General features: G+C 70.7%; 9 protein-coding genes and 1 pseudogene. 7 read left to right on the top strand and 3 right to left on the bottom strand.

The annotated features are described in order from the left end of the window. Positions 1 to 194: 194 nt before the first annotated feature. Both eccCa and OU416_RS12845 read left to right on the top strand, forming a co-directional pair. Positions 195 to 4133: a type VII secretion protein EccCa gene (gene eccCa / locus OU416_RS12850; protein ID WP_270927122.1), complete on the top strand. Its 3939-nt coding sequence runs from the start codon at positions 195 to 197 to the stop codon at positions 4131 to 4133. Between the two features lie 240 nt (positions 4134 to 4373). Beyond that, positions 4374 to 5096 carry a response regulator transcription factor gene (locus tag OU416_RS12845; protein ID WP_270927121.1) on the top strand — a complete coding sequence of 241 codons (723 nt, stop codon included), beginning with the start codon at positions 4374 to 4376 and terminating at the stop codon, positions 5094 to 5096. A gap of 343 nt (positions 5097 to 5439) precedes the next feature. Here the strand turns inward: OU416_RS12845 and OU416_RS12840 are convergent, their stop codons facing one another. Together OU416_RS12840 and OU416_RS12835 are read right to left on the bottom strand one after the other, a co-directional pair. Further along, complete coding sequence (locus OU416_RS12840; RefSeq protein ID WP_270927120.1) at positions 5440 to 5718, bottom strand: hypothetical protein; 279 nt, start codon at positions 5716 to 5718, stop codon at positions 5440 to 5442. Between the two features lies 1 nt (position 5719). Then, positions 5720 to 5965, bottom strand: coding sequence for a zinc finger protein (locus OU416_RS12835; RefSeq protein WP_270927119.1), 246 nt, complete (start codon positions 5963 to 5965; stop codon positions 5720 to 5722). Between the two features lie 147 nt (positions 5966 to 6112). Here OU416_RS12835 and OU416_RS12830 point away from each other — a divergent pair, with 147 nt between their 5' ends. The 3 genes and pseudogenes from OU416_RS12830 to OU416_RS12820 form a co-directional block, all read left to right on the top strand. After that, positions 6113 to 6961, top strand: a complete 849-nt coding sequence (locus OU416_RS12830; protein WP_270927118.1) for a helix-turn-helix domain-containing protein — start codon at positions 6113 to 6115, stop codon at positions 6959 to 6961. Then, a complete protein-coding gene (locus OU416_RS12825) occupies positions 6958 to 7149 on the top strand; it encodes a DUF397 domain-containing protein (RefSeq protein WP_270927117.1) in 192 nt (63 codons plus the stop codon). Before OU416_RS12830 ends, OU416_RS12825 begins: the two co-directional genes overlap by 4 nt. An 89-nt stretch (positions 7150 to 7238) precedes the next feature. Next, positions 7239 to 7421 (top strand): annotated as a pseudogene (locus OU416_RS12820) (DUF397 domain-containing protein); the annotation flags it as partial. A gap of 46 nt (positions 7422 to 7467) precedes the next feature. Here OU416_RS12820 and OU416_RS12815 read toward each other — a convergent pair. Next, a complete protein-coding gene (locus tag OU416_RS12815) occupies positions 7468 to 8268 on the bottom strand; it encodes a sensor histidine kinase (RefSeq protein ID WP_270927115.1) in 801 nt (266 codons plus the stop codon). A 242-nt stretch (positions 8269 to 8510) separates the two neighbouring features. On the opposite strand from OU416_RS12815, the gene OU416_RS12810 reads away from it, so the two are divergent. Both OU416_RS12810 and OU416_RS12805 read left to right on the top strand, forming a co-directional pair. Next, complete coding sequence (locus OU416_RS12810; RefSeq protein ID WP_270927114.1) at positions 8511 to 11711, top strand: right-handed parallel beta-helix repeat-containing protein; 3201 nt, start codon at positions 8511 to 8513, stop codon at positions 11709 to 11711. Between the two features lie 330 nt (positions 11712 to 12041). Continuing rightward, complete coding sequence (locus OU416_RS12805; RefSeq protein ID WP_270927113.1) at positions 12042 to 13127, top strand: S8 family serine peptidase; 1086 nt, start codon at positions 12042 to 12044, stop codon at positions 13125 to 13127. Positions 13128 to 13208: the final 81 nt, after the last annotated feature.

The following is a 13208-nucleotide window of genomic DNA, read 5'->3' as shown; positions in this document are numbered from 1 at the left end:
TCGCCGGGGGACAGTTGCTTTCGAGGCCGGGGACGGCGGCGCGGCAGTAGGTTCATCCTGCGCCGTCGTCCTGGGGAAACCCTAAGGCCGAATCCGGTAATCGTGCTGTCGCCGATTTACGTGACCTGAAAATCACCGGTCCTCAGTGGAATTCTTCTCCCGTCACAGTTTTCCCCAGCGGGAAGGGAATCCGCGTGAGCGTCACGCTGTTCCGCCGTCCTGAACGGCAATCCGGGCCGCCGATGCCGTCCGGCGAGCTGACCCTCCAGGAACCTCCGGAGCTGCCCGAGGTCCAGGGCGGGTTCTCCGGGATGATCACCTACCTGCCGATGGCGCTGAGCTCGCTGGCGATGGTGATGATCTTCCTCCGGCCCGGCATGGGCGGTGGCGGCACCATCATGTACTTCGCGATGGGCATGATGGTGCTCGCCGCGCTCGGCATGCTCGCCGCGAACTTCCTGCGCGCCGCCGCGGACCGCAAGCGCGAGATGACCGGTGCCCGCCGCGACTACCTGCGCTACCTCGGCCAGGTGCGCCGCCAGGTGCGCAAGACGGTGGTGGCGCAGCGCCACGCGCAGCGCTGGCGGCACCCCGACCCGAGCGCGGCCTGGTCGCTGGTCGGCACCTCCCGGTTGTGGGAGGTGCGGCCGGACCACCCGGACTTCGGCGAGGTCCGCATCGCCGTCGGCGACCAGCAGCTCGGCACCAAGATCGCGCAGCCGAGCACCAAGCCGATCGAGGACCTGGAGCCGCTGTCCGCGCACGCGCTGCGCCGCTTCATCCGCGCCTACTCCACCGTCCCGGACCAGCCGGTCCCGGTGTACCTGCGCGCTTACGCCCGGGTGCTGCTGCGCGGCGACCTCGACGCCGCCCGCGGCATGGTGCGCTCGATGATCGCGCAGCTGGCCGTGCTGCACGCGCCGCAGGACCTGCGCATCGTGGTGCTGGGCCGGGAGCTGCACGAGTGGCAGTGGACCAAGTGGCTGCCGCACTGCCTGCACCCCACCGACACCGACGGCGCGGGCCCGGTCCGGCTGGCCGCCGAGACGGTCGGCGAGCTGGAGGGCCTGCTCGGCGAGGACCTGGCGGGCCGCCCGTTCTTCGACCGCGACGCGATGCCCACCCGCGACGAGCCCTACGTCGTGGTGGTGCTCGACGGCGCGCAACCTGCCTCCAGCAGCCGGATGGCCACCAACGGCTACCGCAACACCACGGTGATCGACCTCGGCGGCTCGCTGGACTGGCAGAACGATCCCCGCACGCTGCTGCTGCAGGTCGCCCCGGACAGCGTCGACCTGGTGCGGATCGGGCGGGCGGGCAAGGAGGACGCCTCCCCGGTCGGCACGCCGGACTTCCTCAGCCCGCTGCGCGCCGATGCGCTGGCCCGGCTGCTCTCGCCCTACCGGCTGGCCATCTCCACCGACACCACCGAGCCGCTGGCCGCCGACTTCGAGCTCACCACGCTGCTCAACATCAGCGACCTGCGCACCCACGACCTGGCGCGGACCCAGGCCAGGCGGGCCGCGGGCGGCGCGCGGCTGCGGGTGCCGATCGGCGTCACCGGCGACGGCTCGCCGATCGAGCTGGACATCAAGGAGTCCGCGCAGGGCGGGCAGGGTCCGCACGGCATGCTCATCGGCGCCACCGGTTCCGGCAAGTCCGAGCTGCTGCGCACCCTGGTGCTCGCGCTGGCGCTGACGCACTCCTCGGAGACGCTGAACTTCGTGCTCGTCGACTTCAAGGGCGGCGCGACGTTCCTCGGCCTGGACGAGCTGCCGCACACCTCGGCGGTCATCACCAACCTCGCCGACGAGGCGTCGCTGGTGGAGCGCATGAAGGACGCCCTGCACGGCGAGCTGGTCCGCCGCCAGGAGCTGCTGCGCAAGGCGGGCAACTACAGCTCGGTCACCGAGTACGAGAAGGCCCGCGCCGAAGGCGCCGACCTCGACCCGCTGCCGACCCTGTTCGTGGTGGTCGACGAGTTCAGCGAGCTGCTGGCCGCGCACCGCGAGTTCATGGACCTGTTCGTGATGATCGGCCGCCTCGGCCGGAGCCTCTCGGTGCACCTGCTGCTGGCCTCCCAGCGGCTGGACGAGGGCCGCATGCACCAGCTCGAATCGCACCTGTCCTACCGGATCGGACTGCGCACGTTCTCCGCGATGGAGAGCCGCGGCGTGCTGGGCGTTCCGGACGCCCACCAGCTGCCCTCGCAGCCAGGCGCGGGCTACCTCAAGACCGATGTGGACACCTTGACCCGGTTCAAGGCCGCCTACGTCTCGGGCGCCTACCGGCAGGCCCGGCGCGAGATCCGGCAGGCCGTGGTGGCCCGGCAGATCGTGCCCTACAGCACCTCCTACGTCCCGCAGCGCGAACTGCCGATGCCGGAGGAACCGGAGCTGCCGCAGGAGGACGGCGGCGAGTCGCTGCTCCAGGTCGCCGTGCAGCGGCTGCACGACTCCGGCCCGCCGGCGCACCGCGTCTGGCTGCCGCCGCTGGAGGTCTCGCCGACGCTGGAGCAGATGCTGCCGCAGCTCAGCGTCGACCCGGAGCGCGGTCTGACCACTGCGGACGCCGCGGAGCGCGTCCTGCAGGTGCAGCTGGGCATCATCGACCGGCCCTTCGAGCAGCGGCACGAACCGCTGCTGGCGGACCTGTCCGGCGCGGGCGGGCACGTGCTCGTCACCGGCGGCCCGCAGAGCGGCAAGAGCACCCTGCTGGCCACCCTGATCACCGCGCTCGCCCTCACCCGCACCCCGCGCGAGGTGCAGTTCTACTGCCTGGACTTCGGCGGCGGCATGCTCTCGTCGCTGGCCGGACTGCCGCACGTCGGCGGCGTCACCGGGCGGCTGGACACCGAGCGGATGATGCGCACCATCAACCAGGTCAACGCCCTGCTGGAGGAGCGCGAGCAGAAGTTCGCCGAGTGGGGCGTGGACTCGATGAGCACCTACCGGCGGCGCCGCGCGCGGGGCGAGTTCGCCGACGAGCCCTACGGCGACGTGTTCCTGGTGGTCGACGGCTGGACCACGATCCGCCAGGACTTCATGGACCTGGTCCCGCAGTTCACCCTGCTCGCCACCCGCGGCCTGAACTACGGCATCCACGTGGTGATCGCGGGCAGCCGCCCCGGCGAGGTCGCCGCCGGTCTGCGCGACCAGCTGACCACCCGGTTCGAGCTGCGCCTCGGCGACCCGGTCGAGTCGGCGATCAACATGCGCGCCGCCGCGACCGTGCCGAAGATCCCGGGCCGCGGCCTCACCGACGACCAGGCGCACTTCCTCGCGGGCGTGCCCCGCCTGGACGGTCCGGGCGAGACGGCGGAGGGCACCCAGGAGCTGATCACCACCATCGCGTCGGCCTGGCACGGACCGGCCGCGCCGCGGGTGAAGATGCTGCCCGCCGTCCTCGACGTCACCGAGCTGCCCGCCGCCGACGGTCAGCTGCGGGTTCCGCTCGGCCTGTCCGGCGAGGACATCGAGCCGCTGTGGCACGACTTCACCCAGCACCCGCACCTGCTGATCGCCGGCGACGACGCCACCGGCAAGACGAACCTGCTCAAGCACGTCGCCGCCGCGGTCGCCCGCCAGTACACCCCGCAGGAAGCGCGGATCACCTTCGTGGACTTCCGCCGCGAGCTGTTCGACGTGGTGCCGGAGGAGTACCGGCTCGGCTACGCCGTCTCCAAGGACCTGGTGCGGGAGGCGGTGATGGGCTCGTCCCGGGCGATGCGGGAACGCCTGCCCGGCCCGGAGATCAGCCCGGCCCAGCTCGGCAAGCGCGACTGGTGGAGCGGGCCGGAGCTGTTCCTGATCGTCGACGACTACGACATGCTCGGCTCCGACCAGGGCGACAACCCGTTCCTGCCGATCCTCGACTGCCTCGCGCAGGGCCACGAGATCGGCCTGCACCTGATCGTCGCCCGCAGCGCCAACGGCCTGTCCCGCGCCATGTACGACCCGCTGGTGCGGCGGATGCTGGAGGTCAACACGCCTGCCGCGCTGCTGTCCTGCCCGCCGTCGGAGGGCCAGGCGTTCCACGACGCCAAGCCGCGCAAGCTGCCCCCGGGCCGCGCGCAGTACATCACCCGGCGCAAGGCGGTCCTGCTGCAAACCCCGCTGCTCAAGGCGGAGTGAGGCGGGCTCCCCCGGGCCCGGCGGGGCAGGGTTCCAGCAAAGTCCGCCGCGGGCTGAGTCCTGCGTCGGTTTTGCCGGAAACTGACGCCCCGCCGCGCCCGGAACACCCGGTCGGTTATAGGCAAAACTGACGCAGGCCCCGCTCAGGCGACTTCGCCGGAACCCTGGGCGGGGAGGCAACGGGTGGTCGACCGCGCACCGGTTAGGCTCTGGTCCGGGCGGCTTGATCGGAGGCGTGCGGTGAACATCGGACCGTCCGGTGCGGAGCGACGGCACCGGGTGCTGGTGGTCGAAGACGATCCGATGATGGCCGAGGTCATCGCCAGCTACCTCAACCACGCCGGGATGCTGGTGGCGGTGGCCGCCGACGGCGTGATGGCGCTGGACGGCTTCCAGGCCTTCAACCCGGACCTGGTGATCCTCGACCGGATGCTCCCCCGGCTCGACGGCACCCACGTCTGCCGCAAGCTCCGCGAGCAGAGCTCGGTGCCGATCATCCTGGTCACGGCCCTGGGCGAGCAGGACGACCGCATCCACGGCCTGGAACTCGGCGCGGACGACTACGTCACGAAGCCCTTCAGCCCCCGCGAACTGGTCCTCCGCGCCCAAGCCCTCCTCCGCCGCTCCGCGGGCCACACCCCCCAACCACAACCCGCACCGCAAACCCGCCAAGTCGAAGACCTGGTCATGGACCTCACAACCCGCCAGGTCACCAAAGCGGGCAAACCCCTCCGCTTCACCGGCCGCGAACGCGACCTCCTGGACTTCTTCTTCGACCACCCCGGCGAAACCTTCCGCAAGGACGAGCTGATGCAGCGAGTCTGGCAGTGGAAGGTAGGCGACTCCTCCATGATCAGCGTCTACGTCCGCCGCCTACGCGAGAAGATCGAAACCGACCCAGCCAACCCCACGATCATCAACACGATCTGGGGCGTCGGCTACCGCTTCGGCCCAACCCCCTAACAGCTCCACCCAACTCGGGTGATTTCCCCGAGGTGAAGGGCACCTTTCACCAAGTTAGTCGGTGAAAGGTGCCCTTCACCTCTCCCCGCAACGGGTGATGGGGCCCGGTGAAGGGCACCTTTTAGCAAGTTACTTGCCTAAAGGTGCCCTTCACCGGGCGGATTCTGAGCGGGGGTGGCCGGTCGGCGCGTCGGGGAGGGGCGCTGCGCCGACCGGCCCGCAGAGCCCGGGCCGCGTGGTCGGGGGCACGGTGCGGCGGGGTTCTGGCTTGGTGGGCGATTTCGCGCGAAATCGGCGTTCGGTGCGCGTGGGCGGTGACGGTTTCGCGCGAAATCGCGTGGGACTACAGGTGGCGGAGCGCTTTGAGGATCCGGTGCTGGAGCTCAAGCGGTGGTGGTGCGTCCGGTGTGGACGGTGGTGGCTCGGGTTCGCGGAGGCGGTGGCGGCCGGTTCGTTCGCGTTGGCGGCGTTCGGCTTCGACGTGGGCGATGAGCTGGTGGACCGTCAGGGCGCCTTCGCCGCTGCCGGAGTGCTGGGGGCGGTGGGTGTTCCAGCAGATCGCGAACACGTAGAACGCGACGCCAGCGGTGATCATGATGATGCTGGGCAGTGCGGTGGCCATGTCAGATGCTCCGTCCGGTCGAGGTGGCGGAAAGTTCCCGCACGATGCGGTGTGCTTCGGTGTTGCAGCCATCGCAGGTGGGCCACAACCAGCCGATCTCGGTGTTGTCGGCAACGACCTGCTCCCGGCACAACGTCGCCACAGAAGTCCCGGTCGGATACGCCAAAGCGCCCTCGGGCCGCCGATCAGTACTCGCATGCCGCTGCCCAGCGGCCGGAACCCAGTGGAAGGGGTAGGGCTGGTACATCACTCGCATACCCTCCGTCACTCTTGGAGACCGCGACAGTTCTTGTCGCAAGTCCTAGTCTTGTCGCGAACAACGATAGATGTCGCGCGCGACACGTCCAATGATGCGAATGGGTGAGGGGTTATGAGCCGTCGTTATGCTCGTCGCATGGCCAGCACCAGCAGCGGATCACCGCGACTGCGCGCTTTGGGCGCTGAACTGCGGGAATATCGCGAACAGGCCGGGCTGACCGTGCGCGCAGTGGCGCAAAAGCTCGGCGGGCATCACTCGAAGTACGCCCGGATCGAGACAGGTGAGCGCGCAGCTTCACCCGAAGAGGTTGCCGCAATGCTGGCCACCTACGGCGTGTCGGAGGAAGAGCGCGAACGACTCGCCGACATGGCTCGCGACGACCGCCCCGATTGGCTTTCCACCAGCAAGACCGGTGCCCGGAAAGAGCTGACGACGCTGATCGAGTTTGAGCGCACCGCGACCCGAATCATCGACGTTGCCACGGGCGTGATCCCCGGTCTGCTGCAAACCTCCGACTATGCGCGGGCGATCATGCAGGGGCTTCCGCCGGACGAGGTCGAGACGATGGTGCTCATGCGTGTGGGCCGTCGTGAGATCTTGACCTCCAAGAACGCTCCTGACTTCGTGGCGCTTATCGCCGAAGGCGCGCTCAACGAGCGGATCGGCGGCGCGACGGTGATGGCCGAGCAACTGCGCCACCTGGTCAAGATGGCCGAGTGGCCGAACGTCGAGGTTCGAGTCCTTCCAGCCGGTGCGGAACGATGGCATCCCGCACACATGGGCGCCTTCATCGTTTTCGAGTTTCCGAAAGCGACACCGATCGTGCACCTGGAGCACTACCGATCGTCGGTGTCGCTGCACAACGTGGGGATCGCGCGGGCATACCTGGAAGCGGTAACTAGCCTGCGCGAGTTGACCATGAGCCAACACGACTCGGTGCGGCTCATTGCTGAATGCGCGGACAAGTTGGAGGCAACCAGATGACAGAGCCGACCGGATGGCGGAAGTCGAGTCGATCGGGGCAGCAGACCAGTTGCGTCGAGGTCGGTGCGTTAGCCGGCGGTGCCGCAGTCCGCGACACCAAGGACCGCGCCGCCGGATACTTCACCGCTGACCGCAGGCAGTGGTCGGCCTTCATCACCGCTGTGAAGGCCGACCGATTCGTTCAGTGAGGCAGGTCCCGTGAGTACTTTGGGGCGCTATGACACCCCAAAGCGCTCACGGCCTACCACCTCACGCAACCCGTAGTGCCGCAAAGGAACCACAGAACTGGCGCAAGTCCAGCAGGAGTTCAACGGGCAACGCATGCGTCGAGGTCGGTGCGTTAGCCAGCGGTGCTGCGGTCCGCGACACCAAGGACCGCGCCGCCGGTTACTTCGTCGCTGACCGTGAGCAGTGGTCGGCTTTCGTCGCCGCTGTGAAGGCCGACCGATTCGTTCAGTGACGATGGCTCCGTGAGTGTTTTGGGGCGCTATGACACCCCAAAGCGCTCACGGGTCTTGGCGACCTGCGGGGAGGCGGGTGGTGAAGCGGCAGCCGTCGGTCACCTGGTCTATGCGGACTTCGCCGCCGTGGGCGCGGATCAGGCCCCTGGTGATCGCCAGGCCGCTGTCGGCCGGTTCCGCCGCCAGGTCGAGCTCGGCGGCGATGCCGCCGCAGCCGTCGACCACGATCACCTCGATCTCGTTGCCCGACACGACCGCCGTCACCGTCACCGGTTCGCCGGGCACCGTGTGCCGGACCGCGTGCATCACCAGGTTCGCCAGCGCTCGGGTCGTCACCGCGACGTCCACCAGCACCGGGTCCGTCGCGCTGTCCAGGCCGACGCCGTGCAGCCGCACGCCGCGCTCCAGCGCGACCGGAAGTGCCGCCGCGAGGGCCGAATCCAGCAGGTCGGCGAGCCTGGCCGGGGTGAGCTGCAGGCTGTCGACCTGGAGGCGGGCCAGTTCGAAGAGATCGCTGGTGACGCGGTTCAGGCGCTGCGCGCCGCCGATCAGGCTGTCCAGGTAGCGCTCGGGTTCCTGCGCCACGCCGTCCTTCAGGGCTTCGGCGGCGCCGCGGATGTTGGCCAGCGGGGTGCGCAGTTCGTGGGAGATCGCGGTGATCAGCTCGCGTTGCGCGCGCCGCAGGTCGGCGCGCTCCTGCTCGGCCTCGATCAGCGCGTTGCTGGTCGCGGTGAGCTCCTGGCGCAGCCAGCGCACTTCCGGCGTCGCCTGGCGGCGCGACCAGCGGCCCAGCAGCCAGCCCGTCGCGCTCGACGCCACGCATGCCGCGACCAGCCCCCTGCTCACCCTGGCCACGTTCGGTCACCCCTAGTGCGTTCGCCGAGTTCGGGCGGCTCCGGTGCCCTCCGATTCGTCCGCTCCATTTAACCCCCCGGTAACCCCGCGCGGGCAGTCCCATGAATAGGGGTCTGCGGGCTACGTAGTTGGGACTACAAGCGACCGGGACGTACCGGGCAGGCTGGGAACACCGTTTCAACTCGAGCGATTCCGGGTTCGCGCCCGGACCCGCGGTGGCTGGAGGAGTATCTGTGGCGCGGCCTGTGCTTTCCGTTCGAGCCGAGGGATCCGACGGGCACCGGACCATTGCGGCGGCGTTGGAGCAGGCCCGCCCCGGGTCGGTCATCTCGGTGCACCCCGGCCGCTACCAGGAGAACCTGGTGATCACCAAGGTGGTCACCATCATCGCGGCCGAGGGTTCGCGGACCGTGGAGCTGTCCCCGGTGCGGGGCAGCGCGGTGCGCGTGGTGTCCGAGGCCGTTCAGCTCAGCGGGCTGGTGCTGCGCGGCCGGGACCCCGAACTGCCCACTGTGGACGTTCCGCGCGGGCAAGCGGCGATGGACGACTGCGAGGTGGCCGGCTCGGCCTGGACCGCCGTGCTGGCCCGCGAGTCCGGTTCGCTGGCGATGCGGGACTGCCGGGTCACCAACGCGGCGGGCGCCGGGATCGTGGACACCTCCGAGTCCGGCAGCGTCGTCGAGGACTGCGTGATCGAGCACCTGGGCAGCTCGGCGATCGTGATCAGCGACCGCGCGGCGCCCACCATCCGCCGCTGCGTGCTGCGCGACAGCCGCGGCAACGGCGTCTGCGCGAACGCCGACTCGCGCGGCACCGTCGAGGACTGCCAGATCTCCCGCACCGACAAGCCCGCGATCGCGCTGGAGGCCAACAGCAGCACCACGATCCGCAGCACCGCGGTCAAGGACGTCGCCATCGGCGCCTACGTGCACAGCCAGGGCCGCCCGACGCTGCGGGACTGCTCGATCACCGGCACCCGCGAGCACGGCGTGGTGGTGCTGGGCGGCAGCGAACCGGTGCTGACCGGCTGCCGGATCGGCCGCACCAAGGCCAACGGCCTGCTGATCACCGACAAGGCCAAGGGCAACTACGAGGAGCTGCGGATCTTCGGCACCCGCAAGGCCGCCATCGAGGTCGGCGAGCTGGCCGGGCCGATCTTCCGCGACACCTCGGTGCGCGACTGCGCGGCGGACGGCGTGGTGCTCACCGAGGAGTCGGTCGCCGAGTTCGAGCGGCTGGAGGTGCACGACGTCGAGGGCACCGGGATCACCGTGCGCGCCGGGGCGAACCCGATGCTGCGCCGGATCACCGTGCAGGACGTCCGCGGCGACGGCATCGCGGTGTTCGGCGGCGGGCACGGCAGGCTGGAGGACGTCGAGATCGGCGACGTCACGCGCACCGGCCTGCGCATCGGCGAGGACGCCGACCCGACCGCGGACCGCGCGGTGATCCGGGCGGCGACCGGGGTGGCCGTGGAGCAGGGCGGCACCGGGCTGCTCCGGGAGTGCGAGATCCGCGACTGCACCGGCGACGGCGTCACCGTCGCCGACCACGCGGACCTGACCCTGCTGCGCAGCAAGGTCGTCAAGAACGACGGGCACGGCGTGCTGGTGCACGACGGCGGCCGCGCCACCCTGGAGGACTGCGAGCTGGTCGACAACACCCGCGACGGCGTCCGGGTGGAGAGCACCGAGCACGTCGCGGTGACCAACTGCACCGCCACCGGCAACGGCGGCGCGGGCGTGCACACGCCGGACAGCTCCCGGCTGGAGATCGAGAACCTGGACAGCCGGGACAACGCCGGAACCAGCGACGCGGAAGCCGGACCGCTCACCGAACTCGCCGCACTGGTCGGGCTGGACGGGGTGAAGCAGCAGGTCACGACCCTGGTGAACCTCACCGAGATGGCCAAGCGGCGGGAGGCGGCCGGGCTGCCCGCGCTGCCGATGAGCCGCCACCTGATCTTCGCCGGGCCGCCCGGCACCGGCAAGACCACCGTGGCCCGCCTCTACGGCGAGATCCTCGCCTCGCTCGGCGCGCTGCGCAGCGGGCACCTGGTGGAGGTGGCCCGCGCCGACCTGGTCGCGCAGATCGTCGGCGGCACCGCGATCAAGACCACCGAAGCGTTCACCAAGGCGCTCGGCGGCGTGCTGTTCATCGACGAGGCCTACACGCTGAACGCGCAGGAGGGCGGCGGGCCCGACTTCGGCCGCGAAGCGGTGGACACGCTGGTGAAGCTGATGGAGGACCACCGCGACGACGTGGTGGTCATCGCCGCCGGGTACTCCGAGCAGATGGACGGCTTCCTGGCCTCCAACCCCGGGCTGGCGTCGCGCTTCAACCGCACCGTCGAGTTCGAGAACTACGCGGTGCCCGAGCTGGTCACCATCGTGGAGCGGATGTGCGAGGCGCACAGCTACTCGCTCGGCGAGGGCACCCGCGAGGCGCTGGAGCGGCACTTCGGCCGGATGCACCGCGGCCCCGACTTCGGCAACGGCCGCGCCGCCCGCAAGCTCTTCGAGGAGATGATCGACCGGCAGGCGGTCCGGCTGGCCGGGCTCCCCGACGCCGACCAGGACGAGCTGTCCCGCATGCTGCCCGCCGACATCGGCGCCGAACCCGAGGCCGCGGAGCCGGACAAGCCCACGGCGCTGACCCGGTTGCGCGAGATGACCGGCATCCCGTCGGTGAAGTCGGCGGTCGAGGACCTGGTGAACCTGCTGGCCGCGAACCGGCAGCGCGCCGCGGCCGGGCTGCCGACGCCGAAGATCAGCAACCACCTGGTGTTCGCGGGCCCGCCCGGCACCGGCAAGACGACGGTGGCGCGCCTCTACGGCGAGGTGCTCGCCGACCTGGACGTGCTGCCGACCGGTCAGCTCGTCGAGGTCAGCCGCGCCGACCTCGTCGGCAAGTACATCGGGCACACCGCGCAGCTCACCCGCGACGCCTTCGAGCGCGCCCGCGGCGGCGTGCTGTTCATCGACGAGGCCTACGCGCTGACCTCGGCCGGTGGCAACGACTTCGGCCGCGAGGCGATCGACACGCTGGTGAAGCTGATGGAGGACCACCGCGACGAGGTGGTGGTGATCGTGGCCGGCTACCCGGCGGAGATGCAGGACTTCCTGGCGACGAACCCGGGCCTGGGCTCGCGGTTCTCCCGCCACGTCGAGTTCACCGACTACACCCCGGCGGAGCTGGCCGACATCTTCGCCGCCAGCGCCCGCACCAACGGCTACGAGTGCGGCGAGGACGTCCTGACGGCACTGCTGCGCCACCTCGAGGAGATGCCGCGCGACCGCAGCTTCGGCAACGCCCGCTACGCCCGCCAGCTCCTCGAATCCACGATGACCCGCCAGGCGGGCCGCCTCAGCACCCTCCCCAACCCGACCCTGGAAGACCTCCGCAACCTCCACCCGGAGGACCTCCCGATCTGACGACCCGGCACCGTCATCGGCTCCGTCTCCCCCCGTTCAGCTCCCGTGAGTGCTTTGGGGTGCTATGGCGCCCCAAAGCACTCACGGGCCTCTGCCAGCGGGTCGGGGTCCGGGTGGCGATTTCGCGCGAAAGCGTCACGCCGCACACGCGAGAGACGTCGATTTCGCGCGAAATCGCCGACGCCCGCCCCACCTGCGCGGCGTCGCTCGGAGCGGCCTCACCTTTTCCGGGACGTGTCGGCGGGGCTTCGGGCGGCTTAGCTTCGAGGCGTGCGAAATGGCTTTCGGTTGTTGGCTGTTCTCGGTGCCGCGTCAGTGCTTTCGGCTCCGGTGGCGGTAGCGGCTCCGCCGGAGCTGCCCGCGATCGCCCCGGTGCTGCAGTCCCACCAGGAATGCCGCACCGGGTCCACTGTGGAGCTCAACGAGAAGCCGTGGGCGCAGGCCCAGCTCCGGCCGGAGCGCGCCTGGCCGCACGGCAACGGCGCGGGCGTCACGGTCGCCGTCGTCGGCAGCGGCGTGGACGCGACCTCCCCGGCGCTGTCCGGCCGGGTGACCGGCGCCGGTCCGGACTGCGTCGGCTACGGCACCTTCGTCGCAGGCATCATCGCCGCCGCGCCCCGCCCCGGCGGTGGCTTCTCCGGAGTCGCACCGGGCGCGCGGATCCTGGCCGTCCAGGCCACCGACCAGCAGGGCAACGCCACCGCGGACAGCCTCGCCGGTGGCATCCGCCAGGCGGTCGCGGGCGGTGCGCGCGTCATCTCGGTGGCAGCGGAGGCACCCGGGCCGAGCGACTCCCTGGCCGCCGCGGTGCGGGAGGCCGCAGCCGCCGGGGCCGTCGTGGTGGCTCCCGCGTCGACCGGCACCGGCGACGAGGTCGTCCCGGCCTTCCCCGCCGCCTACCCGGAGGTCCTGTCCGTCGCCGCGACCGATCCCGGCGGCGCACCGACCCTGGCCGCACCGGGCATCAAGGTGGACATGGCGGCTCCGGGCGTGGCGATGACGGGCATCGGTCCTCGCGGCAACGGGCTGTTCATCTCCGGCGGGGACTCCGTCGCCGCCGGACAGGTCGCCGGCACCGCGGCCCTGGTGCTCTCCTACCGCCCGAACCTGACCGGCGCGGACCTGGCCCGCCGCCTGCGCGACACCGCCTACCCGCCGCCGGGCGGCGCCCCGCACCCGCTGCTGGGCAGCGGAGTCGTCGACCCGGCCACGGCGGTGACCGCGGAATTCCCCACCGCAGCGGGAAAACCGCCGGTCATCCCGGCAGCAGTGCACATGCCGCCCCCGGTCGACCCGACGCCGGACATCACCGCCGCGATCGTGGCAACGGCCGCGGTGCTCGTGATCGGCACCGCCGCGGCGCTGGCCGTCGTCATCCCCCGCGGCCGGAAGCGCCGCTGGCGCCCGGCACCCTGACCGCTCCGTTCGCCCTGGTCAAAGACCGTGAGTGCTTTGTGGGGCTATAGCACCCCAAACCACTCACGGGCTCTGACCTGC

The sequence above is a fragment of the Saccharopolyspora indica genome (assembly GCF_027853965.1).
GTDB classification, from domain to species: Bacteria; Actinomycetota; Actinomycetes; order Mycobacteriales; family Pseudonocardiaceae; genus Saccharopolyspora; species Saccharopolyspora indica.
Note: the sequence above shows the minus strand (reverse complement) of the source record. Positions and strands in the feature narration are given on the sequence as shown.

Excerpts from the sequence above, each read along its gene's own strand:
- OU416_RS12840 (WP_270927120.1), bottom strand. The coding sequence starts at position 5,718 with ATGGCCACCGCACTGCCCAGCATCATCATGATCACCGCTGGCGTCGCG.
- OU416_RS12835 (WP_270927119.1), bottom strand. The coding sequence starts at position 5,965 with ATGTACCAGCCCTACCCCTTCCACTGGGTTCCGGCCGCTGGGCAGCGG.
- OU416_RS12830 (WP_270927118.1), top strand. The coding sequence starts at position 6,113 with ATGGCCAGCACCAGCAGCGGATCACCGCGACTGCGCGCTTTGGGCGCT.
- OU416_RS12825 (WP_270927117.1), top strand. The coding sequence starts at position 6,958 with ATGACAGAGCCGACCGGATGGCGGAAGTCGAGTCGATCGGGGCAGCAG.